The organism is Bacillus sp. MT(2024) (assembly GCF_036362845.1).
GTDB classification, from domain to species: Bacteria; Bacillota; Bacilli; order Bacillales; family Bacillaceae; genus Bacillus; species Bacillus velezensis.
Genome location: NZ_CP143632.1, coordinates 3666021 through 3692232, shown reverse-complemented (window position 1 = coordinate 3692232; position 26212 = coordinate 3666021). Strand labels below are relative to the sequence as shown.

Genomic DNA, 26212 nt, shown 5'->3' with positions numbered 1-26212 from the left:
TTATATACTATTTAGTTATAGTGAAAAAGAATCTTTATATCAAAACTAGTTTACATTATATACCTTATTTGATTAATATATTTATGTAGGTTCCAAATAATTCTATAAACTGAAGGAGATGGAGATATGAACTTTAAAAAAATAAAAGAAGAAAAAAGAATCACGATCCCGACACATTTGTTAGCCGGAGATGCGGAACAATCAGGCAATTCTTTCGCTTGGAGCGGCTGGGTGCTTGTAGTGCCGAGCCAAGAAGACAATCAAAACCCGAATTTGAATTTCTCTGATTTAGCCGCTCAAAAGTAAGATAATCACTGTTTGGAGCCTACGCATCTGAGACGAGGCGGTGAGAGTGTGACACAAGAGTATATAAGAGAAATTAAGCGGGGAGCACTGTCATGGATTGTTGAAAATATCCATTATTTTGATATGAATCATAAAGTAGCGAATGATTTCAGATGGCGTCTTAAAACATTTATAGAACTCATTTTTCTTACCAATTACCTGATCAGAAATCAGGCAGATGATAAGGAGGTTGCTGTTTTAACGGAGTTTATTACAGAAAGGCTCCGTAATGATCAGCTTGAAGAATTTATTCATTTTGATCCGGACGGTCTCGCCGGATTGGCTATTGCGGGTGAATTTCTTACCTTGACTGATCATCCGTCACAGGCTTCAGTGATATGGGAGCTGGAAAAATTCACGGCAGCGCGTTTTGATTGCAGCCTTGCTAAAATTCCCTTTCGAAAAATGGATTTGAAGTACAGTCTGCAAAGAGCGGGCGTAACCTCGGAAATAATGGACTTTTCTGACTTATATCACTACACAGCAGCTGGCCAGGATATCCCAAATACATATATGACGGATCATGATGCGTACAGCATCACTCATACGATTTTTTATATAACAGACATGGGATGTTCTTCGCTTACGGATAAAGAATATCATCTGCCGTCCTTAAAAGAAAAGGTCCTGAAATTTCTCGGGATCTATATCTGTCTTGAGAATTTAGATATTACCAGTGAATTATTGATGTGCAGCTCTTTTTTACATATCGACATGGATAAGGACAACCATAAACCGCTCTATGAAGCAGCCTGGAATAAAATCTATCGGGGCCGAATGAAAGAGGGGAATGTCCCGAGCATCACCTATCAACATAAACCCGGTTTGAAAGGTGAACAGCGAAGAGAAGATGTGTTCAAACATTGCTATCATACAACACTTGTCGCCGCGGGTGCCGCGCATGCCTGTCTTAGAACAGAAAGGAACGATTAACTTGAACAGATTAGCTGAAGAGACGGATCAATTTTTATTATCTTTTGCTGAACAATCGCTTCCGGATCAAAAGAGCATTCAGCTGTTTGCCGGCTTCTGCAAATATTACAGAAAGACGAGCCATTCTTCCGCTGTAAAAGAACATACTGAAAGGATTGCCTCCGCTTTCGTTGATAAGTCATGCTGGGAAGATCTGTTTCACTGTAACACGGCCATTGTCAATGAGTTGATTCATATCTATTTAACGGCAAAAGCTTATAAAAAGAAGCAGGGAATGGAAGCGGATGATCAGATCATACGTCACGGATTGCAAAACGGCTATCTTATAAAAAAAGAATGGCCTTATTTTAAATATGCCGAATTCGTCGGTTTACTGAATGAGCTGGGAATGTCAACTGACCATGAAAAAGTGCGCTTTTACAAGAATTCGATGTTTCAGCCTTTGCTCCATGACGCATGGAAAAGAACAGCTGAAAACGAGCTGGAGTTTGTCGAGTACTGTCTTCTTCATTTAGACCAGGGAGAGCATCTGCTTCATCCCGGCTTGAAGGCCTCCATTCAAAAACGGCTTGTGTTTTGTCTCGGCAGCCGAAAAATGAAACAGCTGTGCGATATGTTATTTATCCAATCGTGTATCGATCCATTTTTTTATGGCTGTCAAGCGGCTCTTCATCATATAAATAACGAGAATCCATCCATTCATTGTGCTCCGGCTCTTCTGCCGGCGATTGAGATTCTGAATCTGGAGTGTGGAACATGCGGATAGTCAAGGAACATTTTAATATAAAAAAAACAGAAGAATGGCTGCTGGGTTTTTGGAAGAACATTCAGCTGCAGCCGGAAGAAATGGAAGCAGATGATCTCATGCACCTGTTTTGCGGTTTAGCGGCATGTCATCCTTTTGAAAAAAGGAAGGATACAGAAGAAGTTATTCTATTCTTAGACCGTTATTTTTGGGAAAAAACGCACGAATGCCATCCGGTTCTGTTCGCGTATGCGTATCATGTGTACCGCAGGATGGATGCCGAAAAAAGCATCTTTTTTCATAACGGACTTGAACAAATGGTCCGCGGTTTACAAGAGGAACTGAAATCAGAGCCTTCCTCTATGATCCTCATGGTGTTAGCAGCTTATTTTGGAGCGGTGACCCCGGAAGAACTGATCGTTTTCTTAGAAACCGCAATGAAACGTGAGGCCGATTTGCTCATGGCACCGGGCGGCATCCAGGAAGAACAGGCGGATGCCCTTTATGCCGTCTCTTATTTGCAAATGAAAGAATTACAGCCTTTTCTCGCAAAATGGTACAAAACATCAGATTTTGCTTTTTCAGGTTTAATGTTAGCCGAGTGCAGAAAGTATCACATTGCCGCCGTTGCAAAATACACAGCCATTATGAAATTTCTCCGATTCGATGAGGCGCTTTTTATACGGGAAGGGCGGGAATTTCTACGCTTTCAGCAGCGAAGCAGCGGGAGCTTCGGTTATTTGAATCCATTAGCGATGGACCAAGGGGCGGTCAGCGGCAAATTGCTGGACCGTCAGTATTTCCTGCCGTCCGCTCATTATGCCGCCGCCTCTCTGTCTATGCTGTAATGTCTCTCTTTTGAAAGACGGAAAAAGAAATCAATAAACAAATAAGAAAGTAGATCGCTATAACTGTCACGGAATAGGGGATGTTTAACGTTGAAATCGCATCACCCGCACTTTTATTTACATAAGCAACGAGGTTTAAATGCGGAAAGAGCGTAAATTTATACCACGTAAATTGGGCAAGCAAATCAGTTCCGCCCAATATACTGCCGGCAAACAGCAGTAAAATGGATAAGCAAAGGGAGAGCGCCTGGCTTTTGCACAATACTGACAAAGTGAACGCAATGGTGACAATACTTATAATTGATATGAAACGCAAAAGCAGAATGATTCCGGATGCTTTGATTGAACTGATGGTATACAGACTGTCATTTAAATGAGTATAGACGAGCGGATATGAAGCATTGGAAAAACCGAATAACACGCCGCCGATCAGCAAACAGCTCACACAGTAAAATAAGTAAATCATACCGGTAAACAGAAGAGAGGCCAGAAATTTCGATGTTAAAATCCGCCATCTTCGGTTCGGGCTTGTAGCGATAAACTTAATCGTCCCAAGGGCAAATTCTTTAGAAACAACCCCGCTGACGGTTAAAATCGCGGTCAAGCTTACGAAAATCTCAAGCCCGTTTGAAGTAACGGTGCCGAAAAACCTCCAGCCGTTCCATTCATAGGGGTTGATGTTATGCTCCAAATAATAGTCTTTATTCTTAACATCAGCAGAATAATAAACGCCTGCCGTTTCAGCCGGTTTATTAATTTCTTCCTGTTTTTCTTCGGCGAGAAGCCGTTCTTTCCAATTGTTATCCGAGGAAGCATCTAACTCATGATTCATAATAAGGCCGGCCAGCAAAACGATGAGAAACAGGAAAAAAAGAGATAAAAGTGTGCCTTTTTTTCGGGTTATTTTTATGAATTCGTTCTGCGCCAGATGAAATATGCTCATACCGCGTCCTCCTGATCTGTAATCATCATGTATTTCTCTTCCAATGACAAAGTCCTTGCAGAAACGCGGGAAATCAGAATCTCTTTCTCTGCCAAAGTTTTAATGATATACGGGATGGTATCTTCCTCCGCTTCCAATTCAATGATGCGGCTGTCTTTTTGCTGTACTTGAAGAATACCGTCCTGCTCTAATATTTCTTTCGCCCTTGCCGGATGATCGACCGTGACGGTAAACAGCTTTTTCTGACCAAGGTCATTTCTGCTCTTCATGTCTTCAATTCCTAAAATCCGTCCCTTTTTAATGTAGGCAACCCTGTCGCAAATCTCCTCCATTTCCGACAATAAATGGCTTGATAATAAAATGGAAACCCCTTGCTTCGCTAAATCGGAAAGAATGATGCGCAATTCTTTCATCCCTTTAGGATCGAGGCCGTTCATCGGTTCATCCAGAATTAATAACCCGGGATTGTGAAGAAGAGAATAAGCGAGCCCCAAGCGCTGTTTCATGCCTAATGAGAAATGTTTCACTTTTTTGCGGGCAGCCTGCTCCAGTCCGACTTTTGCAAGGGTATTCATAAGGTCATCCGTTCGCAGCGAGGTGCTGCGCAGTTTAGTAAAATAATTTAGGTTTTGCAAAGCGGTCATGTTCGGATACATATCTGGGCCTTCAATGATAACCCCGATATGTCTCATAAAATATTCAAAGTCGCTGTCCGGTCTGCCTCTGAATGAAATGGCTCCTTCTGTTTTTTTAATAAGCTGTACGATCATTCTGAAAATAGTGGTTTTACCTGAGCCGTTAGGCCCTAAAAGGCCGAATATCTCACCTTTTCTCACATCGAATGAAATTGACTGTACAATAGGGGTATGATTGATGGTTTTAGAGACATCTTTTAATATCAGGGCTGGTTCACTCATGCTACGTGCACACCTTCCTTATGATTTAGGATAAAAGCCGTCAAAACCGAAGAACATGCTTCCGATCAGGCCGGCAGCAATTAAAATGAAAGCAATGCTATACCACATTTTTCGATTCAATGGTTTCCCTCCTTACAACGCTGACATTCCATTTGAAATAGCGCAAAAAGATGCGGAATATCAGTTTCGAAAGATCAAATCCGGCCATAAACACCGCCATACCCGCTCCGAGGACCATACATCCGTTAAAAATGGCTGTTACAATCGGCACTTTTATGAGGAGAAAGAATGATCCGGTCATCAGCATCAGGCCGATTGCCATCAAACTTAACACCGCAACAGAGGCAAAAAGAAACGGTGTCAGCATAAACATGAAGTTGAACATGCCCATACCCAGCATCAGGCCGAACGCTTTGAAAAAGGAGCGCCATGTTTTCTGCTCCTCGGCATCACTGATGAAAATATCCGCTTTTAAGGCGCGCGCAAGTGTTTTGGGGTTTCCTAAATTGCCGGCGATTTGTTCATCGCTTTTTCCTTCAGCGCCGCCCATTTGGAATATTTCGCCGATATCGGCGAGTATCTCTTTTTGTTCAAGTTCCGGCAGATCTTTTATTTCCCGCCGGAGATGTTTTAAATATTGGTCTTTACACATTCATTTTCCCTCCTTAATGATGCTGTTCACTTTTTCGGACAGGTCAAGCCATTCCGATTTTAATGTGTGATGATAAAAGGCGCCTTCTTCTGTTACTTTGTAATATTTGCGTGACGGGCCTTGATCTGAAGCTGCTGTATACGTTTTTAAATAGTTATTTTTCGTAAGTCTTCGTAATATGGGGTAGATGGTGCCCTCCGATACAGGGAACGTTTCACTTATGATCTTGATTAATTCATAACCATATAAATCTTCATAAAGAAGCAGGGACAACACACAAAGTTCCAATGCTCCTTTTCGTAATTGGCTATTCACTTTACTATCATTCCCATCATATCTAATAATTGTATTATATATACAGTGTATTGCACAGTAGCTGATCGATCAATAGTTCTAAAGAATTATTATGGGGTGATTTATTGAAATTTTAGGCCTGCTTAAGGGCGGGGACCGAGATGCGCAGCCCTTGCGGGAAGAAGGCCTCCTGAACAATGTTTACATTAATATAGATCAGGATGCGCGTCATTGACAAATGGCAAAAACCCCTTTTTCCATGACAAGGAAAGGGGTTTTTTGCGTTATTCGGCCATTTTTTCTAAATTGCCGTTCCGGTCCATTTTAAAGGACGGAGAAGAGGCATGCTCGTCGTCTTCAAATAAAACTAGTTTTCTGGCTCTGTTCATGATTTTCACCAAGGTTTCGTAGTCTTCCTGAATGGTCTTTTGATCTTTTTCAAGCTTTTCGACGGCCGCTTCCAGCTGCTCGGTTTTAGACTGAAGTTCTTGATTTTCCCGTTTTAAACGGTCATTTTCCATCTGCAGGGCGGAAGTTTGCTTTCCGCTGCCTTCATAGCTCTGCAGAAATTGAATGACGTCTGCCATTGTGAGCTCCGCCTTTTGGCTCGGCTGCTGAGGCGCCAGCAAATGTGATAAACTAGCTAACTCTTCCTTGAAGCTTTCATCGACATAAGGCATGTGTTCGCCGGACATGACGGCTTGCCGATCCTCTTTTGGCGCTTCCGTTTGAACCGTCTCTTCGGCTGCGGTTTCTTGAATGATGTCCGCATCCGGTGCAGGCGGCTGGTATAATAGTTTCTTCTTGGCCGGCTGGCCGTTTCCGAGCGCGCGCATCCGCTGTTTCCGCTGTTTTTTTGCAAGCTGAAGCGCTTTTTCATATTGATGGCGCACGACGGCATTCCATCTGAATCCGCACGCTGCCGACGTCCTGTTTAATTTATCGCCTACCTCTTCAAAGGCGTTCAGCTGCGTGCTCCCTTCCCGGACGTGCCGGAGCACGGTTTCCGCAAGCAGCAGGTCATTTTCCTCCGACCAGGCGTCCTGTCTTTGCTTTGTCAATGTTCTCAACCCCCAATAATCTTTGATGGTATTAGAATGTCCAGATTGGAAAATATTTATACAAATTGGCTGAAAGAATGAGAGATACGCAGAGCCTTGCAGGATAAGATGAATCCTTGTACAATAAAACGTGATGTGATTTTTTTCGTTTTTAAAATTAAGATTTAACATAGAGGAACACATTGAATGAAGGGAAGCGTACATCATGGCTAATGAATTCCGAGTGTGTGATGATTGCCAGGCCACCAATATTAAGACTTTGCTGCCGCGTTTGAAAGAAGCTGACCCGGATGCAAAAGTGGAGGTCGGATGTCAGTCTTATTGCGGGCCCGGACGCAAAAAATCGTTTGCTTTCGTAAACAACCGCCCGCTGTCGGCGCCGACTGAGGACGAGCTGATTGAGAAAGTGAAAAAGAAGATCAAAAAGTAAATGTGCATTTTTACGACAGCCTCGCCCGATGGGTCAGGCTTTTTTGCTTCAAAAAATCAATGTCGGAAAACTGGAACAAAACGCCGGACAAATTCAAGGATGTTTTCAAATTACAGAGCCGATATAATAGAATCACGGCTAAAAAAAAGAGGGAATGACGATGGCGTATCCAAACGGAAAATTATCAGAAGAAAAAGTGTTTAAAGATCCCGTTCACCGCTATGTTCATGTGCGGGACAAGCTGATCTGGGATTTGATCGGCACCCGTGAATTTCAGCGGCTGCGCCGGATCAAACAGCTCGGTACGACGTATTTGACCTTTCACGGCGCGGAACACAGCCGTTTTAACCATTCTCTCGGCGTCTATGAGATTGTCAGACGAATGGTTGATGATGTTTTTAAAGGGCGTTCTGAATGGGATGACAATGAACGCGAACTCTGTCTCAGCGCCGCGCTTTTGCACGATTTGGGACATGGGCCGTTTTCGCATTCCTTTGAAAAGGTTTTTCATCTGGATCATGAAGACTATACGAGGGAAATCATTCTCGGCGACACCGAGGTGAATCAGGTTCTCAGAAAGGCGGGACCGGGATTTCCCCAGGATGTTGCCGAAGTCATTGCCAAAACATACAAAAACAAACAGGTGGTCAGCCTGATTTCGAGCCAGATTGATGCCGACAGGATGGATTACCTTCAGCGGGACGCATACTATACGGGCGTCAGCTACGGACATTTTGATATGGAACGGATTTTAAGGGTCATGCGTCCGCGAGAGGACCAGATCGTCATTAAGCAAAGCGGCATGCACGCCGTCGAAGACTATATTATGAGCCGCTATCAAATGTACTGGCAGGTGTATTTTCATCCCGTGACGAGAAGCGCAGAAGTCATTTTGACGAAAATTCTCCACCGTGCGAAGCAGCTCCATGAAGAAGGGTATATATTCACTCATGCTCCCGTTCATTTTTATTCCATTTTTGAAGGGAAGCTGACGCTTGCGGATTATCTGAAGCTTGATGAAGCCATCATTTTATATTATTTCCAGGCTTGGGAGGAAGAAGAGGACCCGATTCTGTCCGACTTGTGCCGCCGCTTCATTAACCGCCAGCTGTTTCAATATGCCGAATTTAACCCCAATGAGGAAATGTCGGCTTATTTTGAATTGACCGCTCTGTTTAAAGAGGCGGGAATTGATCCCAATTACTATTTAGTGGTCGATTCTTCATCGGATCTGCCGTATGATTTTTACCGGCCGGGTGAAGAGGAGGAGCGTCTGCCGATTCACCTGTTAACGCAGAACGGCCAGATCAAAGAGCTGTCCAGGCAGTCCGCTATTGTCGAATCCATTTCGGGCAAACGCCGGACGGATCATAAGCTGTACTATCCGATGGACCTCATTTTTGATGATTCAGAAAACCCTGAAGCAAAATTAAAAATCCGGCAGCTGCTGGGACTGACATAAAAGGATTTTGGTAAAGAAGGAAAAGGAGATGTCGGGAATTTGTTGAAAGAACATGCAAAACTGATGAAGGTGTTCTCGGATTCTGGAGAAATCATCGGGCGGAAAAAGCTGCAGAAAATCATTTATATCGCGAAGAAAATGCAGTATCCTTTCTACGAAAAATATGATTTTCATTTTTACGGCCCGTATTCCGAAGAACTGACGCTTCGAATTGAAGAGCTGTGCAATCTTGGGTTTCTGGATGAGGTGAAGGAAAAAAAGGGCGGCTACTTTCAATACCGGTACTCGCTGACGGAGACGGGAGCCGAGTTTTTACATCATGCGGAGCTTAAGATGCCGGATATGAAGAAGTATATCGACAGCGTCAACAGCCGCTCATCCCGGTTTCTGGAGCTGGTGTCTACGATTTTGTATTTTGACGGCCTTGAAGCTGAGGAAAAGAAAGAGAAAGTGTTTACGATAAAAAGCAAACAGAAATATACGGATGAAGAATATGATGAAGCGCTTCACTACATAGAAGAGCTGAAACACATTTGTTAAAGGCGATGGCTTTCGTCTTTTTTTATGAAAAAACCAGGCCGCGATGAAGCGGGCCTGGTTTTGTTTATTGTCTCAATTTGCTGTGCTTGTACGAATATAAAAAGTAAACGATGACGCCGATGATCAGCCAGACGGCAAAATAAAGCCACGTTTTCAGCGGCAGATTGACCATTAAAAACAAACAGCAGATAATGGCCAAAATCGGCAGTACGGGTACAAAAGGCACTTTAAATCCCCGTGGAAGATCTTTATGGGTGCGGCGCAGAATCAGCACGGACAGACTGACCATGGCAAATGTCAATAGCGCGCCGATGTTTGAGAGATCTGACAGCTCTTTCAGATCAACAAAACCCGCGATGCATGCGCTGATCAGTCCGATCAGCCACGTATTAAAGATCGGCGCTCCCGATTTCTTTCCGACAATGGTAAAGACTTTCGGCAGCATTCCGTCTCTTGCCATCGCAAAAGATATACGGGTCGCCGCATAGGTATGGGCGAGAACGACGGCCATCAGTCCGATCACCGCACCGGCAGCGATAATGCCCGCCACCGCGTTTTGTCCGACAGTCTGCAGCACATAAGACATGGCTTCCGGCACATTAAGCTGTGAATACGGAACCATACCCGTCATGACGAGACAGACGATGACGTATACCAATGTACAGATCACCAGTGAACCGATAATACCGATCGGCAGGTTGCGCTGCGGTTTTTTGACTTCTTCAGCCGAAGCCGAAATCGCGTCAAACCCGAGAAACGCAAAAAAGACGGCAGAAGCCCCCGTAATGACGCCTTTGATTCCAAAAGGCATAAAAGGATGCCAATTGCCCGGCTTTACAAAAAAGCTTCCTGTGATGATAAACAGCAAAACAATTCCGATTTTTACGAGAACCATTATATTATTAAAGGTTTTGCTCTCTTTAGAGCCGCGTGACAGAACGACGGCAATTAATAGAGTAATGATGATGGCAGGAAGGTTGACGATGCCCCCCTGGCTCGGCACGTGCAGCAGACTGTCCGGCAAAGGCGTGCCGATTTCGGCTAACAGATTATTAAAATAACTTGACCAGCCGCTTGCCACCGCCGACGCCGTCACCATATAAACGGATAAGAGCGTCCAGCCCATTAAATGGCCGACAATTTCTCCCATGGTGGTATAAGAGTAAATATAGGCGCTTCCGTAAACCGGGAGAACAGAAGCGATTTCGGCGTAACATAATGCTGCAAGGCTGCAGACAACGGCTGCAATGATAAAAGAAAAGATTACGGAAGGCCCGGCGTTTTTCGCGGCCGTAATGCCTGTAAGAACCATGACGCCCGTCCCGATGACGGCGCCGATGCCCAGTAATGTTAAATCAAATCCACCCATTGTTTTGGCAGTCTGCCTGTTTCTGCTTTGTTCAAGCAGCTGGGTGATGTCTTTTTTTTGTAGGATATTCCGCAACACGCATCCCTCCATCCAAAAGCAAAAGCCAAGAGGGACTCTTTGGCTTTTACCCGTGTCACATCTTCTGTGTAATCGACAATCCTGTGTTCTGTTTCCCCGTCTGTTCCGTTTCTTTTCTTTTCCAATCATATTGTCTGCCGCATCCGATCAGATTATCCTTTCCGTCAAACGCAGTCACCCTTAATGATTTTACCTGAATCGTGTCTATAAAACCAGCATTGCATAAAAGGATATGGTAAAAAAGAGGGAGACAAAAGTCTGTGCGGGGCAGGATAAAAGTTGCGGGCATTCCGGCCGGAATTTTGACTTTCTCCGTAAGGTATCAGTAAAATGTAATAAAAAACAAACAAATGATGATGGATGCATCTTGAAATGGGGAGTTTCTGCATGAAGCACGATAACTTGCAAGCAAATGTACTGGATTACGCGCTCACGAAATATTTAAAGAGCACGAAAAAGCTTGATGAGGCGACAATTCCGAAGAGTATAAACAATATCAGAGGATTTATTCTGAGGATTATTTACCGGCACGGCACGTGCACGATTAAAGATATATTGCAGGAGGTCACATTATCGCCTTCCGCCACGACAACCGCTCTCAATCATTTAGAAAAAGAAGGATTCGTGGAAAGGTCGAGAAACAACGAAGACCGCCGCACGGTATGGATGACGCTTTCCGAATCGGGAAAAATGGCGGCCATGCAAATGATTGAAAACCGGCAGCTGCTCATTGACGAACTGTTCGAAGCATTGACAGAGGAAGAAAAGAAAATCTTTTTCAGCCTGGTTGAAAAGGTTGTGAAATAAGCCGGCCTGACATAGCAGCGCCGGCCATTATCAAGGATTACTCCGTATCGCTGATCCGTTTGCCGGCGACGGCGTAATGATCCTTTCTCATTTCTTCAATCATGACAATGATCTTTTCTTCGGCTGCGCCTGTCGTTTCTTTTACGGCTTCGGTCACTTTTTCAACCAGATTCCGTTTTTGTTCATCTGTGCGGCCTTCAAGCATTTTAACGGTTACGAGCGGCATGGTGCTGATCCTCCTTTATCGTTTCCTCTCTTTGGAAGAGAGATCACTTATAGTATACTGAATGAAGGACAATCTTGCATTTTTTAAAAAAGGGGATTTTGACATTTGGACAGATTTTTATATTATCCGCTGGAGCTTATGCCCTATGTCGTGATTACGCTGATCGTGGCATTTACGATGCATGAACTGGCGCACGCGTATGTCGCGTATCGTTTCGGAGACGATACCGCGGCGAGACAGGGCAGATTAACGCTCAATCCGATTAAACATCTTGATGTTTTCGGAACGATTCTAATTTTGGTCGCGGGTTTCGGCTGGGCCCGTCCGGTGCCGGTGAACCGCCGCGCCTTTAAAAGACCGCGGCTGGCGGGAGTGCTGGTTTCCGTCGCCGGGCCCGTAAGCAACCTGCTTCTTGCCTTTATCGGTTTCTTTTTGCTAGTGTTGATGCATGCTTACGGAATGGAGCTGCTTTCTGCATTCAGCATGGGGCTTGACCGCTTTTTCTCTATTTGGATTCAGCTGAATCTCGCGCTGTGTTTATTCAACCTGCTGCCGCTTCCTCCGCTTGACGGCTACCGGATTATTGAGGATCTCGTGCCGCCGCGGGTGCGCGCCAAAATGACTCAGTTTGAGAGCTACGGGATTATCGTGTTTCTCGTGCTGTTTGTGACACCGGTCGGCTCCTATGTCGTGTGGCCGCTGTTAAGCGAGGGGAGAGACTGGATTCTCAAGGTATTTGCCATTATATTTCAACCGCTTTTGTAGGAGGGTATTTTCATGGAAGAAAAAAAGAAGAAAACAATCGGATTTAATATTATTAAAAGTGATCCGACCGACGGACATGGCGGTTTCGGCGCCGGGTCGCTGAGCCTTGACAATATTTCTCCGGTATTTGTCGATGTGGAAGAGAAGGAAGCTTTCGTTGACATCGGCGCAATGCATGCCCGCAGTGTCGTTGAAAAAGGCATCAAATTCCTGCCGAACAAAGATGAAGTGCCGAACGGAAAACCGTACTGGCTCGTGTGGGTCACCATCGACAGAAAAGAAGAAGGCCCTTATTACGCGGGTGTGACGGCTTGTGAAATGACCGTGGACAGAAGTATCCGCAGAGGCTATAAGTCATTGCCGGAGCATGTGAATTTAATGGATAAATCAATGAAGCGCCGCATTATCGTGGACAAAATGGACGCCAGCTCAAAGCAGGTGCTTGCTGAATTTCTGCAGAAGCATGACCAAGGGCTCTGGGAACGTTCATCCGATGAATTGAAAACGGGTCTGCTTCCGGGCGAAAAATAATTTGTGAACTTTTTGTGAACTTTATAAATATTTGCACTATTTCGCAATTGTACTGAGTAAACTGTTGATACAGAATCAGGACATGGAAAGTCCCGAGCCGAACCAAGACTCGGGGTTTTTCATGTTTACGCGGAGGTTTCATCATGTTCACCGTCTTTGACATCGGGCCTTGGGTCATTGAAGCAGATACGGCGGAAACGAGAAAACAATATGAAAAATCATGGGCTGATCCCTGCGATTGCGGGAGCTGCCGGAACTTTTCCGAGGCGGTGAATCTCCTTCCCGCCGAGAAAACAAGATTGTTTAGGCAGTTTGGGATTCGTCCGGCTGTCTGTCACGATTTGGGGGAGCATGGAAAGGAAAACGGCCTGCATCATTATGCGGGCAGCTATCCGATTGTCGGCAGGCTTAGGGAAGGCTGGCCAAAGTTTCATATTGAGAGAGCGGGAGATATCCGCTTTTCGTTTTCATTGGCGAGTACAACATTTTTTATACCGAAGGGTTTTCCTGACCCTATTATCCATCTCGACTTTTCACTCTTGCTCCCATGGGTGCTTGAGGAAGACGCGGAGTAAAGCCCGGCGCGCAATGCACCGGGCTCAGTCTTTTTTGCCGAGCCACTTATCCCACCACTTTTTGCGCGGAGCTTCTTTGCGGGCGGGAGCGTGTTCCTTTTCTTTTTTAGACGGTTCCGGCCCGTAGCACACATCGGCGGGCTCTGTGCCTGCGATAAAATACGTATAATGCTTTGCGGCGCATCCGGGTCCGGAAGTGTAGCCGGATGCGGGATCGATATAGACGCCCGTGACGCCCTTCGGCGGTTTAAGCGCTATTTCCGGTTCTCCTTCGAGCGCCTTCTCCATAAAGTCCGCCCAAATCGTCTTCGCATAGCTTTTTTCTTCTACTGAATCAATCGTGCTGCTTTTGTCATAGCCTGTCCACACACCGGCGGCAAGAGCCGGATTAAAGCCGATCATCCAGCTGTCTGCGCTGGTCGTGCCTGATTTCCCGCCGTACGTCCGGGTCAGCCTGTCAGAAATGGTGCGTCCCGTGACGGAAGTATAGCCGTTTAAATCCTGATCAAACATGCCCGTCATCATGCTCGCCGTCACAAAAGCGGCTTTTTTATCAAGCGTCTGCTGATGTCCGCGCGGCTGTTCATACAAGATGTTGCCGGCGGTATCCGTCACTTTTGTGATAAAGGAAGGGGTGATTTGTTTTCCCCCGTTTGCGAGCATCGCGTAGGCATTAACCATCTCAATCGGGCGCACGGGTTCAGTTCCGAGCGCCAGAGACGGAAGGGGCTTTAAATGTTCGCTGATGCCGAATTCCTTTGCCGCCGACACGAGCTTATTCATGCCGAGAAAGAGATGGGTCTTCACGGCATAAATGTTGTCTGATAACGCAAGCGCCTGAAGCAGCGTAATCGGTTTATTGGCGTAGTAGCCGTTGTAATTGCTTGGAGAATAGGTATCTCCGTTGTCGTCAATCTGGAACTCTGTGGCTTCGCTTTTCATCAGCGTGACCGGTGTAAAGCCGCTTTGAATCGCTTTGTAGTACAAAAGCGGCTTGATCGTGGAAGCCGGCTGCCGTTTCGCCTGTGTCGCCCGGTCAAACGGGCTTTTTTCGTAGTCACGTCCGCCGAGAAGCGCAAGCACGCGCCCTGTTGCCGGATCAATCGCGGAAAAGCCGACCTGAATGTCAGAGCCGGTACGGATCGTATGTGCCACAGTGTTTTCCGCGATCCGCTGCATGCGCTTATCAAGCGTTGTATAAACACGCAATCCGCTCGTTGCGAGCTGTTCGCGCGTCATGCCGAGCTTTTTCTCGAGTTCTTTCATCGCATCATCGTAAAAATAAGGCGCAGTTTTCGCCGCGGTTCTGCTTTTCAGCGGCTGATAGGCAAGCGGCGTTTTCTTAATCCTTTCCGCCTTTTCTTTTGAGATCATTTTTTGTCCGGCCATCAGACGGAGAATGGTTTCCTGGCGCTGTTTGGCCTTCTTTTCGCTGACATATGGCGAATAGCCGGACGGGCCTTTCGGTATGCCCGCCAGAAGCACGGCTTCCGCATCGTTCAGATCTTTGGCGTGTTTGCCGAAATACAGGCGGGAGGCGGCTTCAATTCCGTATGCGCCGTGGCCGTAATATATCGTATTTACATAACCTTCTAAAATCTCGTTTTTAGAATAGTTCTGTTCAAGGCGGATCGTGTAAAATGCTTCGTTCCATTTTCGTTTCCATGTTTTATCATGCTCAAGGTAGAGATTTCTCGCGTATTGCTGGGTGATGGTGCTGGCGCCCTGAACCTTGGCCATTGCCTTTATGTCAGCCAGCGCGGCGGCGGCCATCCGCCGGTAATCAAAACCGTGGTGATTGTAAAAGTTTTGATCCTCCACCGCAATCGCGGCCTGCACCGCTGTCGGATTGATATCTTTTAACCGGACCCAGTAGCGCTTTTCCCCGAAATCGGTCTCACCTAGCTTTGAGCCGTCATTTGCATAAAGAATCGTAGACTGAGGAACCCGGACGGAGGGGGCGCCCTGCCATTTCGCTGCAAGAAGAACGGATGTGAAGCAGACGCCGGCCAGCATTCCGCCGATCAGTGTCAGAAAGATGCAGGCGCGGATGATTTTGAACGTGATTCTGAGCTGTTTTCCAGATACTTTATCCACTTTTGGGAACCCCCTTTTTCATGATTCTATTATTATGTGAAAAAAGGGGGTTTTTTAAACATATCAAACCGGACACTTCTTTACTTTTTCCCCTCCATCCTCTATACTTTTTCCTTAGGTGAAAATGAGATTTTAACCGGAATAAAAGCGATACAGACGCTTACAATAAATGAAATAAGCCTTGAAAGGGAGATGACAATTGAGCGAGCTTTGGTATACGGAGAAGCAGACGAAGAATTTCGGCATTACATTAAAGGTGAAACAAACATTACATACGGAACAGACGGAATTTCAGCATCTGGAAATGGTGGAGACAGAAGAATTCGGCAACATGCTGTTCTTAGACGGAATGGTCATGACTTCTGAAAAAGACGAATTCGTCTATCATGAAATGGTTGCGCACGTCCCGTTATTTACGCACCCGAATCCGGAAAACGTTCTCGTTGTCGGCGGCGGAGACGGCGGTGTCATCAGAGAGATTCTGAAGCACCCAAGCGTAAAAAAAGCGACGCTTGTCGACATTGACGGCAAGGTTATTGAATACTCTAAAAAATTCCTTCCGTCCATTGCGGGCAAGCTTGATGATCCGCGCGTCGACGTGAGAGTCGATGACGGTTTCATGCACATCGCGAAATCAGAAAATGAGTATGACGTTATCATGGTTGATTCAACAGAACCGGTCGGACCGGCCGTCAATCTGTTCTCAAAAGGCTTCTATGCCGGAATTTCCAAGGCGTTAAAAGAAGACGGCATCTTCGTCGCGCAGACGGACAACCCGTGGTTTACACCGGAGCTGATTACAAACGTACAGCGTGACGTGAAAGAAATCTTCCCGATCACCCGTCTGTATACGGCTAATATCCCGACGTACCCGAGCGGCCTGTGGACATTTACGATCGGTTCTAAAAAGTACGATCCGCTTGAAGTGGAGGACAGCCGTTTCTTCGACATCGACACGAAGTATTACACGAAAGAGCTTCACAAAGCGGCATTTGTTCTTCCGAAATTTGTGAGCGACTTAATCAAATAAAAACGTACGGCGCAGGAGCGAATCTTGCGCTTTTTTACAGGAAAGCGAGGGTATTATTGATGAGATTTGATGAAGCTTATTCAGGAAAAGTATTTATCGCAAGCCGCCCCGACTGGAAAGAGGCGGACGCCATCCTCTACGGCATGCCGATGGATTGGACGGTCAGCTACCGTCCGGGTTCACGGTTCGGCCCGGGGAGAATCCGCGAGGTGTCTATCGGTCTTGAAGAATACAGCCCGTACCTCGACCGTGACTTGGCTGATTTGAATTTCTTTGACGCCGGAGACATTCCGCTTCCGTTCGGCAATCCGCAAAGAAGCCTTGATATGATTGAAGAATACGTGGACGGCATCTTAGAAAAAGGCAAGTTCCCGCTCGGCATGGGAGGGGAGCACCTTGTCTCATGGCCTGTCATAAAAGCCATGTATAAGAAGTTTCCGGACCTTGCCATCATTCATTTTGACGCGCACACCGACCTGCGCACGGATTATGAAGGCGAACCGCTTTCCCACTCTACTCCGATCCGCAAAGCGGCCGAGCTCATCGGGCCGCAAAACGTATTTTCATTCGGCATCCGCTCCGGAATGAAGGAAGAATTTGAATGGGCGAAAGAAAACGGCATGCACATTTCTAAGTTTGAAGTGCTTGAGCCGCTGAAAAAAGTGCTGCCGCAGCTTGCGGGACGCCCTGTTTATGTCACGATCGATATCGACGTTCTTGACCCCGCTCATGCGCCGGGAACGGGCACGGTTGACGCGGGAGGCATCACGTCTAAAGAATTGCTCGCGTCCATCCATGAAATCGCGCGCTCAGAGGTCAGCGTAAAAGGCGCCGACCTCGTAGAAGTGGCACCGGTCTATGACCACTCAGAACAAACCGCAAACACGGCAAGCAAGATGATCCGTGAAATGCTGCTTGGGTTTGTGAAATAGAAAGAATTTCCCCCGCTTGAAACATGGCGGGGGATTTTTATATTGTATATAAACTCCTTAGAAGTTAGTAAAAGCAATATATTATTTTACTATTAATAATTGATGTTATTGATAAAAATTATATAATAGGGTATTATTTAGTAAATACATCTTTAGAAAGGAAGTTAGAATGAAAACAGCAGTAGAAAATGAATTGGAATTAAAAAAGATTGAAATTTCAGTAATTAAACTGATAATTGCTGAAAAGCCTAATAAAGAGATCGCTAAGTCATTAAACTACTCGCAGCGTAATGTCGAATATATCATAGCCGGTCTTTGTAAAAAGTGGAATGTGAGTACTAGAGTCGGTATTGTTTCGGAAGCATATAAAAGGAATTGTATACAGTGAACGAAATGAAAGAAAAACCCCTATTGAGGGGGTTTATTTATATATGCTAAAAAAACATTCTATACAGGAATGCCGTAAAAATAAAAACTGAGATTGTCAGGTAGTTCAAATTTGTTCTCCATTTCAGAAGAATAAACAAAAGAAATAAATATGCAATATTGAACAAATCAAAGATAGAAAAAAACAAATGATTACTTGTGAAAAATAAACTAGTGTTTGGATGTTCTGCGAAAATATTTTTGAATGATATAAGAAAAAACTTAATTGCGACCGGGATGTTAGAAAACATAAATAGGGAATAAAAAGTTTTGATCTTAATTTGAGCGCCAAGAAAATTTATAATGAGAAATAATACGAATCCTTCAAAAATGACCCCGAACATTAAAAGAAACAGTGCGGCTATTGCAATGATGTAATCTAAATGTTTTACTTGCTCAACAACTTGTATAGGGATGTTTTTGGGAATTAAACTTTTCATAAAAGGTAAAAGGGAACTTAAATAAAAAGCTAACCCGATAATATAAAACAAAAACGAGGACAAAAAATTAATGTTTCGTTCCTTAAATGAAGATAATTCAATTTGCATAATCCTAAGAGGCTCCTTTTATAAAGATAGGTGTAATATATGTTTCTAACATAGCTGCTATCATTAAACCGAGAAATATAATACCAATATATTTAAAAGTGAATTTCAAATTTATTTTGAGGAGTAATAAATCTAAAGTTAATTTCATTCCTACAGAGGCTGCAAGAAGCAATACCGGCACTTCAATTATTCCATGGGGTATAACAAGCAGTAAAAGGTTTAAATTGTCTTTAATGTTTCCTATCGCATTTCCTAAAATTAATCCATTAATAATTAAAACAGCAACCGTGCCAAGCGACAGCGTCAACGGGCCTAAAAAAACAAGCAGACTCGCTACTTTAATATTATTAAAGAAAATCTGAAAAAAATCCGGACGGATATTTCGATTTAGATTATTTACATTTGAAGCGGAATCTGTATAAAAATATGCTGTAAATAAAGCAATTAAAAATAAGATCAGACAGAGTATGTACAATTTGACTAAAACATTCTTTTTAAACAATGTATTTTCATCCATTCGTTAAAGGGACTGCCAGGGATATTGAATTTAATGTTTTATATTATGCTGCTGCTGTACTTGCTGCAGCCAATTGTTCTAAAACGGCCAATGGTAAGCCCGCACCAAGAGATCCTAAAACAGTAATGATAGCCAGAACTGAACCCGTTGCGGTGATAGCACTGACAATCCAACTAGGAGCGATAATTCCAGCTCTGTTTAAAATATCGATAACATCCATGCTTAAATGATTATGTTTCATACTGAAAAGAGCGAGAACAATGATTCCTGATGCTACTAATGTAAAAATCGCTTTACTATTTTGTGTTTTTAAAAGTAGATTCATTTTTTCCTCCAATTTTTTCAATATCCCCAGCAAGTTAAATAATAAAATATATTGGAATCTATTTGAATTGCGGATTTCCGAAAAAATAATAGTTAAGAGGTGAAATCCGTAAAAGTATCTGCTGGCTTATTTCGTACAAAGAAAGCCGGACCATATGTATGATCCGGCTTTCTTTGGTACTGAAACATTATACTTTTTTTCAAAAATAATATCAAAATAATCGGCTGCCCCATAGCCTGAAATAGCAGGAGCAAATATTTGAACCAGCTTTCACCCTTGCTGCGAATACTTTTCAATAATTTATTTATAGTCTTCTTTAGGTTTTCCTTTCCATCGGTTTACTTCTGCTTTTATGAACTTGTATTCGTACATTGCTGTATAATCCTCCGGAAGTGTATTGGAATCGTTACCTTGTTTTTCGATTTTGATAAACTTGAATCCATAAATAGAGCGCGCAGCCTATTAAAAGAATTGGAAATTGCCATCCTGTATTTCCGTTTTTAAAATAATTTATTAATGACCATATCAGTAAAGCGACAGTATAAAAACTAAATGCTATTCTGGCGGCTGTACCCGATTGGTGTTTTTGCATCTCATCCATTTTCTTCATAAGAACCGCTCCCTTAATTTTTTTTGGCGTTATAGTTGAATACTTTATCTATTCCCGTATTTAAAGCGTGAGCTATCGAAAAAGCCAGACTTAAAGTCGGGTCATATTTATTATTTTCAATTGCATTGATGGTTTGCCTGGTCACGTTGCAGAGCTTAGCCAGATCATTTTGTGAAATATCAGCTGCTGTTCTAAGTTTTTTTATATTGTTATCCACTAAAACCCTCCTTAACTTATTTTGTTTTTTATTTTAAATTTTCAAATTTATATATATTTATTTTAAATAATATATGTATAAGTGTCAAATACTTTTTACACATTTGAGTTCTAAGGTATGTTTTTTGTTTTTGTAAATTAGTTGTTTATATAAAAAACGGCTTGCAGTTTAACCTGCAAGCCTAAAAGTAATTATCATTTAAATCATTCCGCGCTGAGCAATTTCAAATTGATGTTCCGGTGCACTTGCGATGTCGGCTGAAACAAAAACAGTGCTTACTGCCAAGCAAGTAAGTGCTAATTTATACTTCAATTTCATACAACTTCACACCTCCTTGAATCTGCTGTCTTGTTTCTTCCACCTTTAAAAAATATGCAGCAGCCTTCTCGAAATTCTCTCTTTCATGATAATATTTTGCCACATCTAAGGCAAAATCTTCAAGATCAGCATACATCATTTTATCTCTGAGAAAGTCAAAACATTCCATGATTGCTTCTTCATCAGGCTCACCGACATACAAAGATTCTAAAAATTCATATTCGACTATATATAGGGAATCTTCTGCCTCCTCTGCATAAGATACCCCTTTGTCATGATATTGTCTGGCTATGGCCATATTTCCGATTTTATAATGTATTTGTGTGATTAAGAAATAGGCTTGCGGGAGAGAAGTGATGATGTTCCCATCTTCAAAAACAGCTATTGCCCGTTTTATGTAATCAATGGCTGGTTTGTAATTTCCTTGGCTGTTAAAACAAAGTCCGATATTATATAGAGTCCGGCCCATTAATTGAGGCTGCTGTTCTGCCTCTGCCATGGCATAAGCTTTTTTAAAATGCTGAATTGCTTCATCATATTGCTTTAAGTCAAGAAAGTTGGTAGCGAACAATGAATGGCACTGAAGCACCCTTATATTATATGCCTCCTGCTTATGATAAATTTTATAAGCCTGCCGGGCATAATCCATAGAAAAATAAGTCTGCTTCATATAATAGTAGGACTCTGACATCTTAAAATAAAATTCAGCTTTCTCGATACAATCTTTGACAAAATCCAGCTTATATTCAGCTTTCTTAAAAAACTGAATCGCTGAAAGATATTCACGGCATTCCAGCTCATACATCCCCCGGAAAAAATTAAAATAATAATCAAGCCGTCCGGTCAGCCGGGCCTGCTTTTTATCAATATCCGCGAGCAGATCCGATAGTCTCGGCTGTTCTTCTATCCGCTGCGATTCCAGCGGTTCGAGGTATTCGAGCATCAGATTGTGGCGGAATTCCATGAGAGAATAGTACAGATGAAGATCCTGGTCATCTTCCAGGCCTGCAAGTTCTTCTTTGATTTCTCTCCGCAAATACTCGGCGTCCGGGATGCTGAACCTTCGAATGTACATATACCATTCGTTGATTTTTTCTCCAATCGCTGAAGACGATAAAACACTCGCCACTATTCCGAATCCCTCCCTTCCACGTTATGTATATGACATATTTTATCATTTTCATTCGGAAGGATAGCGCAAAAATACCGCAAACTTATCCCCTTTGACAAAGCCGTCCGCCGAAGGAACCGCATTTATCCCGCAGCCTAGGATTTCCGGTTTTTTCATTTTCCTTAAAAATCATGTTTATCTTCAAAACCAATCAGCAAAGATGGTAAGATAGGAGGAAGCGGTTGAACTTTTTCCCTTGAAAACTTATACTATTCAGGTTAAGCGGGATGATGAAAAGGAAGTGTCAGCATGAGACAGGAGACACCAGTAGCCATTCATGTGCAATCATTCATTCATAACGGCTCTGAAGAAGAGTCGGTTGAATTTACATCGAGTGGATTCTATTACGTGAGAAACGGCAAAACGTATCTTTCCTATCACGAAGAGCATGATTTGGGCAAGATTAAAACGGTCGTCAAGATCACAGAAAAAGAGATTCTCGTAATGAGATCGGGCGCCATCCAAATGAAACAGCGGTTCATTCCGGGGGCATCGACACTCACTCAATATAAACTGCCGTTCGGACAAATGGAGCTCCGTACGGAAACGAAAAACATTCAATCTGATGTCGGCGGTTCGGAAGGCTCCGTCAAACTGACATATAACATGACTGTAGGCGAAAACCAAGAACATGTACATAACATGACGATCCAATATAAGGAGGAAACAAAGGCATGAATATTGCGGAACAAATGAAGGACGTGCTGAAGGAAGAGATCAAAGCGGCCGTTCTGAAAGCGGGCCTGGCGGACGAAAGCCAGATTCCAAGCGTACTGTTAGAAACGCCGAAAGACAAAACACACGGTGATTATTCCACAAACATGGCGATGCAGCTGGCGAGAATCGCAAAAAAAGCGCCGCGCCAAATCGCTGAGGAGATCGTGGCGTCATTTGATAAAGGCAAAGCTTCCATTGAAAAGATGGATATTGCGGGACCCGGCTTTATCAACTTTTACATGAACAACAGCTACTTAACAAAACTGATTCCGTCCGTGCTTGAAGCGGGTGAACATTATGGAGAGACAAACATCGGACAAGGCGAAAAGATTCAGGTCGAATTCGTATCGGCCAACCCGACGGGAGATCTTCACTTAGGCCATGCGCGCGGCGCAGCGGTAGGTGACGCGCTGTGCAGCGTGCTTTCTAAAGCGGGCTATGATGTGAGCCGTGAATACTATATTAATGATGCGGGCAACCAGATTAACAACCTGGCGCTTTCCGTTGAAGTCCGTTATTTTGAAGCGCTCGGCCTCGAGAAACCGATGCCGGAAGACGGTTACCGCGGCGAGGATATTATCGCCATCGGGAAAAAACTTGCCGAAGATTTCGGTGACCGTTTCGTACATGAAGAGGAGAGCGAACGTCAGGCGTTTTTCCGTGAATACGGCTTAAAGTACGAGCTTGATAAACTTCGCTCCGACCTGGAAAATTTCCGCGTGCCGTTTGACGTATGGTATTCTGAAACGTCACTGTACGAAAACGGAAAAATTGATCAGGCGCTCGAGGCGCTTCGCGAAAAGGGCCATGTATACGAAGAGGACGGCGCGACATGGTTCCGCTCCACAACGTTCGGCGACGATAAAGACCGTGTGCTGATCAAAAAAGACGGCTCATACACTTATCTGCTGCCGGATATCGCATACCATAAAGACAAACTTGACCGCGGATTCGACAAGCTCATCAATGTATGGGGCGCGGATCATCACGGGTATATTCCGCGTATGAAAGCGGCGATTGAAGCGCTCGGTTACAAGAAAGGCACATTGGAAGTTGAGATCATTCAGCTCGTTCATTTATACAAAAACGGCGAAAAAATGAAGATGAGCAAACGTACGGGGAAAGCCGTAACGATGCGCGACCTGATTGAAGAGGTCGGCCTTGACGCGGTCCGTTATTTCTTCGCGATGCGCAGCGCTGATACGCATATGGATTTTGACTTGGATCTTGCCGTATCAACATCTAATGAAAACCCTGTGTATTATGCGCAATACGCACACGCACGTATTTGCAGCATGCTTCGCCAAGGGGAGGAGCAGGGACTTAAACCGGCGGCAGATCTTGATTTCAGCCATATTCAATCAGAAAAAGAATATGACCTGCTGAAAACAATCGGCGGCTTCCCTGAAGCAGTGGCAGAAGCGGCGGAAAAACGCATTCCTCACCGTGTCACAAACTATATTTATGATCTGGCTTCCGCTCTGCACAGCTTCTACAATGCGGAGAAAGTCATCGATCCGGAAAATAAAGAGAAGAGCCGCGCGCGTCTCGCTTTAATGAAGGCGACGCAAATTACGCTGAACAATGCGCTTCAGCTGATCGGCGTATCCGCTCCGGAAAAAATGTAATGATGATCAAAGGACAAAGTCTTCGGGCTTTGTTCTTTTTTTTGCATATAAAGCGTGTGATGTAATTCACAATCCCGCACACTGAGTTTTTGTATGATAAGACTGATATTGAATCAGTGAAAGGGGCAAGCCGAATGATCAATCGTCAACATATTCAATTATCGCTGCAGTCATTAAGCTTAGTGGCAGGGTTTATGGTGTGGGTGCTGATTTCATCGCTCATTTCTCAAATGACATCAGATATTCATTTAAGCAAAGGCGAGATTTCATTGGTGACGGCGATTCCCGTTATTCTCGGATCGCTTCTCCGTATTCCTTTAGGATATTTAACGAACAGGTATGGCGCGCGGCTGATGTTTATGATCAGCTTCATCCTGCTTTTGTTTCCCGTATTTTGGATCAGTATCGCGGATTCTTTATTTGATTTAATCGCGGGCGGCTTTTTCTTAGGGATCGGGGGAGCGGTATTCTCCATCGGAGTGACGTCCCTCCCGAAATATTATCCGAAAGAAAAGCACGGTGTCGTCAACGGGATTTACGGTGCCGGAAACATCGGGACCGCCGTTACTACCTTTGCCGCGCCGGTTATCGCTCAAGCCGCGGGATGGAAAGCAACCGTGCAGATGTATCTTGTTTTGCTGGCTGTTTTCGCATTACTGCACGTTTTGTTCGGCGACCGGCATGAGAAGAAAGTCAAAGTTTCCATAAAGACACAAATGAAAGCCGTTTACCGAAATCATGTGCTGTGGATGTTGAGCCTGTTTTATTTTATTACGTTCGGCGTCTTTGTGGCCTTTACCATCTATCTTCCGAATTTTTTGGTTGAGCATTTTGGGCTGAGCTCTGCGGACGCCGGCCTGCGGACGGCCGGCTTTATTGCGGTCTCTACGCTGCTCAGGCCTGTGGGAGGGTTTCTTGCAGATAAACTGAGCCCGCTCCGCATTCTGATGTTCGTTTTCGCAGGGCTTACGCTGTCAGGCGTCATGCTGTCATTCTCCCCGGCGATCGGCCTTTATGCGTTCGGATCGCTGACGGTGGCAGTCTGCTCAGGGATTGGAAACGGGACGGTATTTAAACTGGTGCCTTTCTATTTTTCGAAGCAAGCGGGGATTGCCAACGGTATTGTGTCTGCCATGGGCGGACTGGGCGGTTTTTTCCCTCCGCTGATTCTGGCAAGTGTATTTCAGGCAACAGGCCAATACGCGATCGGGTTTATGGCGCTTTCAGAGGTTGCGTTAGCCAGCTTTGTCCTTGTGATCTGGATGTATTGGCAGGAAAGAATGAAAACACATACGGAGAAAAACAGTCATAGCCTTGATTCATAATGATCCATTCACAAGATTGTTAATTTTTTCTGGGCGAGTGCAAATCAAGTCACGTTACAATATACATACGCAACGTGACTTTCTTCGAGGTGAGCTCATGAATATTCTCTCTGTCCGAAAATCTGATAAAGAACTTCTTTCCCGCGAACTGCATGAATTGCTGGAATCGATCAGTACGAAAAGGAAAATGAAAAAACACACGTATTTGTTTCAAGAAGGAATGGATGCAGAAGAGCTTTATCTGATTCAATCAGGACTCATTGAAATCGGCAAGCTGACATCTGACGGAAAAGACCTGACACTTAGAATCTGCCAAAAACACGATATTGTCGGAGAATTGACGCTATTCACAGATGAGCCGAGATATATGCTCAGTGCGAAAGTGTTAGAGGACGGGGAGGTGCTCGTCATTAATAAAAACAGGCTGGAAAAGGAATTGATCCAAAACGGTGTTTTGACGTTTGAATTTATGAAATGGATGAGCACCCATCTGCGAAAAATCCAGTCTAAGATCAGGGATCTGCTTCTTCACGGCAAAAAAGGGGCGCTCTATTCCACCCTTATCCGCTTATCAAACAGCTACGGGGTGGAACGAAGTGACGGGATTCTGATTAACATTGTGCTGACAAATCAGGATTTGGCTAAGTTTTGCGCGGCGGCAAGGGAGAGCGTCAACCGCATGCTGGGAGACCTCCGCAAACAAGGGGTTATTTCGATAGACGAAACCGGAAAAATTATTTTGCACAAGCGGGACTATTTACGATGCGAGATCGAGTGTGAAAATTGTCCGCTTGAGATCTGCAATATTGACTGAAAAAACAAGGGCAGCC

32 protein-coding genes are annotated in these 26212 nt (G+C 44.3%); 18 read left to right on the top strand and 14 right to left on the bottom strand.

Annotation, left to right across the window (positions count from 1 at the left end; all coding sequences use genetic code 11):
- Nucleotides 1-126 precede the first annotated feature (126 nt).
- Genes VP472_RS18385 through VP472_RS18370 form a run of 4 tightly spaced genes read left to right on the top strand, consistent with a single transcriptional unit; the run spans nucleotide 127 to nucleotide 2871 of the window.
- Nucleotides 127-306: a hypothetical protein gene (locus tag VP472_RS18385; protein ID WP_003151018.1), complete on the top strand. Its 180-nt coding sequence runs from the start codon at nucleotides 127-129 to the stop codon at nucleotides 304-306.
- A gap of 48 nt (nucleotides 307-354) precedes the next feature.
- Nucleotides 355-1278: a DUF6895 family protein gene (locus tag VP472_RS18380; RefSeq protein WP_146275746.1), complete on the top strand. Its 924-nt coding sequence runs from the start codon at nucleotides 355-357 to the stop codon at nucleotides 1276-1278.
- Nucleotides 1247-2044, top strand: coding sequence for a hypothetical protein (locus VP472_RS18375; protein ID WP_146275743.1), 798 nt, complete (start codon nucleotides 1247-1249; stop codon nucleotides 2042-2044). Before VP472_RS18380 ends, VP472_RS18375 begins: the two co-directional genes overlap by 32 nt.
- Entirely contained in the window at nucleotides 2035-2871 is an 837-nt protein-coding gene (locus tag VP472_RS18370) for a hypothetical protein (RefSeq protein WP_065180306.1), read from the top strand. Before VP472_RS18375 ends, VP472_RS18370 begins: the two co-directional genes overlap by 10 nt.
- Here VP472_RS18370 and VP472_RS18365 read toward each other — a convergent pair.
- The 5 genes from VP472_RS18365 to VP472_RS18345 all read right to left on the bottom strand — a co-directional run bounded on the left by VP472_RS18365 (nucleotide 2861) and on the right by VP472_RS18345 (nucleotide 6738).
- A complete protein-coding gene (locus tag VP472_RS18365; RefSeq protein WP_146275741.1) occupies nucleotides 2861-3814 on the bottom strand; it encodes an ABC transporter permease in 954 nt (317 codons plus the stop codon). The two genes, VP472_RS18370 and VP472_RS18365, sit on opposite strands and share 11 nt — an antisense overlap.
- Nucleotides 3811-4731, bottom strand: coding sequence for an ATP-binding cassette domain-containing protein (locus VP472_RS18360; protein ID WP_146275739.1), 921 nt, complete (start codon nucleotides 4729-4731; stop codon nucleotides 3811-3813). Before VP472_RS18360 ends, VP472_RS18365 begins: the two co-directional genes overlap by 4 nt.
- A gap of 97 nt (nucleotides 4732-4828) precedes the next feature.
- The gene (locus VP472_RS18355; RefSeq protein ID WP_070082528.1) at nucleotides 4829-5383 is read right to left on the bottom strand and encodes an HAAS signaling domain-containing protein; all 555 of its coding nucleotides are present in this window, start codon (nucleotides 5381-5383) and stop codon (nucleotides 4829-4831) included.
- Nucleotides 5384-5659, bottom strand: a complete 276-nt coding sequence (locus tag VP472_RS18350; protein ID WP_016937583.1) for a PadR family transcriptional regulator — start codon at nucleotides 5657-5659, stop codon at nucleotides 5384-5386.
- A gap of 302 nt (nucleotides 5660-5961) precedes the next feature.
- Nucleotides 5962-6738, bottom strand: coding sequence for an RsfA family transcriptional regulator (locus VP472_RS18345; RefSeq protein WP_025649388.1), 777 nt, complete (start codon nucleotides 6736-6738; stop codon nucleotides 5962-5964).
- A 205-nt stretch (nucleotides 6739-6943) separates the two neighbouring features.
- Between VP472_RS18345 and VP472_RS18340 the strand changes: the two genes are divergently transcribed.
- The 3 genes from VP472_RS18340 to VP472_RS18330 all read left to right on the top strand — a co-directional run bounded on the left by VP472_RS18340 (nucleotide 6944) and on the right by VP472_RS18330 (nucleotide 9170).
- Nucleotides 6944-7168: a YuzB family protein gene (locus VP472_RS18340; RefSeq protein ID WP_003151034.1), complete on the top strand. Its 225-nt coding sequence runs from the start codon at nucleotides 6944-6946 to the stop codon at nucleotides 7166-7168.
- A gap of 160 nt (nucleotides 7169-7328) precedes the next feature.
- Entirely contained in the window at nucleotides 7329-8630 is a 1302-nt protein-coding gene (locus VP472_RS18335) for an HD domain-containing protein (RefSeq protein ID WP_146275737.1), read from the top strand.
- Nucleotides 8631-8669: 39 nt separating this feature from the next.
- Nucleotides 8670-9170 carry a YwgA family protein gene (locus tag VP472_RS18330; RefSeq protein WP_003151036.1) on the top strand — a complete coding sequence of 167 codons (501 nt, stop codon included), beginning with the start codon at nucleotides 8670-8672 and terminating at the stop codon, nucleotides 9168-9170.
- A 64-nt stretch (nucleotides 9171-9234) separates the two neighbouring features.
- On the opposite strand, the gene VP472_RS18325 is transcribed toward VP472_RS18330, so the two are convergent.
- A complete protein-coding gene (locus tag VP472_RS18325; protein WP_032862558.1) occupies nucleotides 9235-10614 on the bottom strand; it encodes an amino acid permease in 1380 nt (459 codons plus the stop codon).
- A 390-nt stretch (nucleotides 10615-11004) separates the two neighbouring features.
- Here VP472_RS18325 and VP472_RS18320 point away from each other — a divergent pair, with 390 nt between their 5' ends.
- Nucleotides 11005-11424 (top strand): MarR family transcriptional regulator, encoded by a 420-nt coding sequence (locus VP472_RS18320; RefSeq protein WP_003151040.1) that lies wholly within the window; start codon nucleotides 11005-11007, stop codon nucleotides 11422-11424.
- 37 nt (nucleotides 11425-11461) lie between these two features.
- Here the strand turns inward: VP472_RS18320 and VP472_RS18315 are convergent, their stop codons facing one another.
- Nucleotides 11462-11650: a 2-hydroxymuconate tautomerase gene (locus VP472_RS18315; protein ID WP_003151042.1), complete on the bottom strand. Its 189-nt coding sequence runs from the start codon at nucleotides 11648-11650 to the stop codon at nucleotides 11462-11464.
- 105 nt (nucleotides 11651-11755) lie between these two features.
- Between VP472_RS18315 and VP472_RS18310 the strand changes: the two genes are divergently transcribed.
- From VP472_RS18310 to VP472_RS18300, 3 genes are all read left to right on the top strand, one after another.
- Nucleotides 11756-12415, top strand: a complete 660-nt coding sequence (locus tag VP472_RS18310) for a site-2 protease family protein (protein WP_003151043.1) — start codon at nucleotides 11756-11758, stop codon at nucleotides 12413-12415.
- Nucleotides 12416-12427: 12 nt separating this feature from the next.
- Entirely contained in the window at nucleotides 12428-12946 is a 519-nt protein-coding gene (locus tag VP472_RS18305) for a YwhD family protein (protein ID WP_015387555.1), read from the top strand.
- 143 nt (nucleotides 12947-13089) lie between these two features.
- Nucleotides 13090-13521, top strand: coding sequence for a hypothetical protein (locus tag VP472_RS18300; protein ID WP_017418704.1), 432 nt, complete (start codon nucleotides 13090-13092; stop codon nucleotides 13519-13521).
- 24 nt (nucleotides 13522-13545) lie between these two features.
- Here VP472_RS18300 and VP472_RS18295 read toward each other — a convergent pair whose 3' ends face one another.
- Nucleotides 13546-15618 carry a transglycosylase domain-containing protein gene (locus VP472_RS18295; protein WP_146275733.1) on the bottom strand — a complete coding sequence of 691 codons (2073 nt, stop codon included), beginning with the start codon at nucleotides 15616-15618 and terminating at the stop codon, nucleotides 13546-13548.
- Nucleotides 15619-15817: 199 nt separating this feature from the next.
- Here VP472_RS18295 and speE point away from each other — a divergent pair, with 199 nt between their 5' ends.
- The 3 genes from speE to VP472_RS18280 all read left to right on the top strand — a co-directional run bounded on the left by speE (nucleotide 15818) and on the right by VP472_RS18280 (nucleotide 17968).
- The gene (speE, locus tag VP472_RS18290; protein ID WP_003151052.1) at nucleotides 15818-16648 is read left to right on the top strand and encodes a spermidine synthase; all 831 of its coding nucleotides are present in this window, start codon (nucleotides 15818-15820) and stop codon (nucleotides 16646-16648) included.
- 59 nt (nucleotides 16649-16707) lie between these two features.
- On the top strand, nucleotides 16708-17580 hold the full coding sequence (gene speB, locus VP472_RS18285) for an agmatinase (RefSeq protein ID WP_003151054.1): 873 nt from the start codon (nucleotides 16708-16710) through the stop codon (nucleotides 17578-17580).
- A 169-nt stretch (nucleotides 17581-17749) separates the two neighbouring features.
- Nucleotides 17750-17968, top strand: a complete 219-nt coding sequence (locus VP472_RS18280) for a helix-turn-helix transcriptional regulator (protein WP_003151056.1) — start codon at nucleotides 17750-17752, stop codon at nucleotides 17966-17968.
- A 590-nt stretch (nucleotides 17969-18558) separates the two neighbouring features.
- Here the strand turns inward: VP472_RS18280 and VP472_RS18275 are convergent.
- From VP472_RS18275 to VP472_RS18245, 6 genes are all read right to left on the bottom strand, one after another.
- Nucleotides 18559-19071, bottom strand: coding sequence for a stage II sporulation protein M (locus tag VP472_RS18275; RefSeq protein ID WP_070082524.1), 513 nt, complete (start codon nucleotides 19069-19071; stop codon nucleotides 18559-18561).
- A 43-nt stretch (nucleotides 19072-19114) separates the two neighbouring features.
- Nucleotides 19115-19396, bottom strand: a complete 282-nt coding sequence (locus VP472_RS18270) for a hypothetical protein (RefSeq protein ID WP_014306021.1) — start codon at nucleotides 19394-19396, stop codon at nucleotides 19115-19117.
- Nucleotides 19397-19802: 406 nt separating this feature from the next.
- Nucleotides 19803-20006 carry a hypothetical protein gene (locus VP472_RS18260; protein WP_146275728.1) on the bottom strand — a complete coding sequence of 68 codons (204 nt, stop codon included), beginning with the start codon at nucleotides 20004-20006 and terminating at the stop codon, nucleotides 19803-19805.
- A gap of 13 nt (nucleotides 20007-20019) precedes the next feature.
- A complete protein-coding gene (locus tag VP472_RS18255) occupies nucleotides 20020-20223 on the bottom strand; it encodes a helix-turn-helix transcriptional regulator (RefSeq protein ID WP_003151064.1) in 204 nt (67 codons plus the stop codon).
- Nucleotides 20224-20421: 198 nt separating this feature from the next.
- Complete coding sequence (locus VP472_RS18250) at nucleotides 20422-20541, bottom strand: PhrC/PhrF family phosphatase-inhibitory pheromone (RefSeq protein ID WP_069473622.1); 120 nt, start codon at nucleotides 20539-20541, stop codon at nucleotides 20422-20424.
- Nucleotides 20525-21670 carry a response regulator aspartate phosphatase gene (locus VP472_RS18245; protein WP_077722992.1) on the bottom strand — a complete coding sequence of 382 codons (1146 nt, stop codon included), beginning with the start codon at nucleotides 21668-21670 and terminating at the stop codon, nucleotides 20525-20527. The genes VP472_RS18250 and VP472_RS18245 overlap by 17 nt, the downstream gene beginning before the upstream one ends.
- Nucleotides 21671-21961: 291 nt before the next feature.
- Here VP472_RS18245 and VP472_RS18240 point away from each other — a divergent pair, with 291 nt between their 5' ends.
- The 4 genes from VP472_RS18240 to VP472_RS18225 all read left to right on the top strand — a co-directional run bounded on the left by VP472_RS18240 (nucleotide 21962) and on the right by VP472_RS18225 (nucleotide 26196).
- The gene (locus tag VP472_RS18240) at nucleotides 21962-22390 is read left to right on the top strand and encodes a YwiB family protein (RefSeq protein WP_003151069.1); all 429 of its coding nucleotides are present in this window, start codon (nucleotides 21962-21964) and stop codon (nucleotides 22388-22390) included.
- Entirely contained in the window at nucleotides 22387-24057 is a 1671-nt protein-coding gene (argS, locus tag VP472_RS18235; RefSeq protein ID WP_043020956.1) for an arginine--tRNA ligase, read from the top strand. Before VP472_RS18240 ends, argS begins: the two co-directional genes overlap by 4 nt.
- Nucleotides 24058-24191: 134 nt before the next feature.
- On the top strand, nucleotides 24192-25382 hold the full coding sequence (narK, locus tag VP472_RS18230) for a nitrate transporter NarK (protein ID WP_146275724.1): 1191 nt from the start codon (nucleotides 24192-24194) through the stop codon (nucleotides 25380-25382).
- A 97-nt stretch (nucleotides 25383-25479) separates the two neighbouring features.
- Entirely contained in the window at nucleotides 25480-26196 is a 717-nt protein-coding gene (locus VP472_RS18225) for a fumarate/nitrate reduction transcriptional regulator Fnr (RefSeq protein ID WP_014306017.1), read from the top strand.
- Nucleotides 26197-26212 lie beyond the last annotated feature (16 nt).

Coding starts and splice junctions, on each gene's coding strand:
- VP472_RS18340 (WP_003151034.1), top strand. CDS start 6,944: ATGGCTAATGAATTCCGAGTGTGTGATGATTGCCAGGCCACCAATATT.
- speB (WP_003151054.1), top strand. CDS start 16,708: ATGAGATTTGATGAAGCTTATTCAGGAAAAGTATTTATCGCAAGCCGC.
- VP472_RS18275 (WP_070082524.1), bottom strand. CDS start 19,071: ATGGATGAAAATACATTGTTTAAAAAGAATGTTTTAGTCAAATTGTAC.
- VP472_RS18370 (WP_065180306.1), top strand. CDS start 2,035: ATGCGGATAGTCAAGGAACATTTTAATATAAAAAAAACAGAAGAATGG.
- VP472_RS18320 (WP_003151040.1), top strand. CDS start 11,005: ATGAAGCACGATAACTTGCAAGCAAATGTACTGGATTACGCGCTCACG.
- VP472_RS18250 (WP_069473622.1), bottom strand. CDS start 20,541: ATGAAATTGAAGTATAAATTAGCACTTACTTGCTTGGCAGTAAGCACT.
- VP472_RS18260 (WP_146275728.1), bottom strand. CDS start 20,006: ATGAAGAAAATGGATGAGATGCAAAAACACCAATCGGGTACAGCCGCC.
- VP472_RS18355 (WP_070082528.1), bottom strand. CDS start 5,383: ATGTGTAAAGACCAATATTTAAAACATCTCCGGCGGGAAATAAAAGAT.
- VP472_RS18280 (WP_003151056.1), top strand. CDS start 17,750: ATGAAAACAGCAGTAGAAAATGAATTGGAATTAAAAAAGATTGAAATT.
- VP472_RS18225 (WP_014306017.1), top strand. CDS start 25,480: ATGAATATTCTCTCTGTCCGAAAATCTGATAAAGAACTTCTTTCCCGC.
- VP472_RS18360 (WP_146275739.1), bottom strand. CDS start 4,731: ATGAGTGAACCAGCCCTGATATTAAAAGATGTCTCTAAAACCATCAAT.
- narK (WP_146275724.1), top strand. CDS start 24,192: ATGATCAATCGTCAACATATTCAATTATCGCTGCAGTCATTAAGCTTA.
- VP472_RS18305 (WP_015387555.1), top strand. CDS start 12,428: ATGGAAGAAAAAAAGAAGAAAACAATCGGATTTAATATTATTAAAAGT.
- argS (WP_043020956.1), top strand. CDS start 22,387: ATGAATATTGCGGAACAAATGAAGGACGTGCTGAAGGAAGAGATCAAA.
- VP472_RS18385 (WP_003151018.1), top strand. CDS start 127: ATGAACTTTAAAAAAATAAAAGAAGAAAAAAGAATCACGATCCCGACA.
- VP472_RS18335 (WP_146275737.1), top strand. CDS start 7,329: ATGGCGTATCCAAACGGAAAATTATCAGAAGAAAAAGTGTTTAAAGAT.
- VP472_RS18315 (WP_003151042.1), bottom strand. CDS start 11,650: ATGCCGCTCGTAACCGTTAAAATGCTTGAAGGCCGCACAGATGAACAA.
- VP472_RS18240 (WP_003151069.1), top strand. CDS start 21,962: ATGAGACAGGAGACACCAGTAGCCATTCATGTGCAATCATTCATTCAT.
- VP472_RS18300 (WP_017418704.1), top strand. CDS start 13,090: ATGTTCACCGTCTTTGACATCGGGCCTTGGGTCATTGAAGCAGATACG.
- VP472_RS18365 (WP_146275741.1), bottom strand. CDS start 3,814: ATGAGCATATTTCATCTGGCGCAGAACGAATTCATAAAAATAACCCGA.
- VP472_RS18270 (WP_014306021.1), bottom strand. CDS start 19,396: ATGAATCTACTTTTAAAAACACAAAATAGTAAAGCGATTTTTACATTA.
- VP472_RS18375 (WP_146275743.1), top strand. CDS start 1,247: ATGCCTGTCTTAGAACAGAAAGGAACGATTAACTTGAACAGATTAGCT.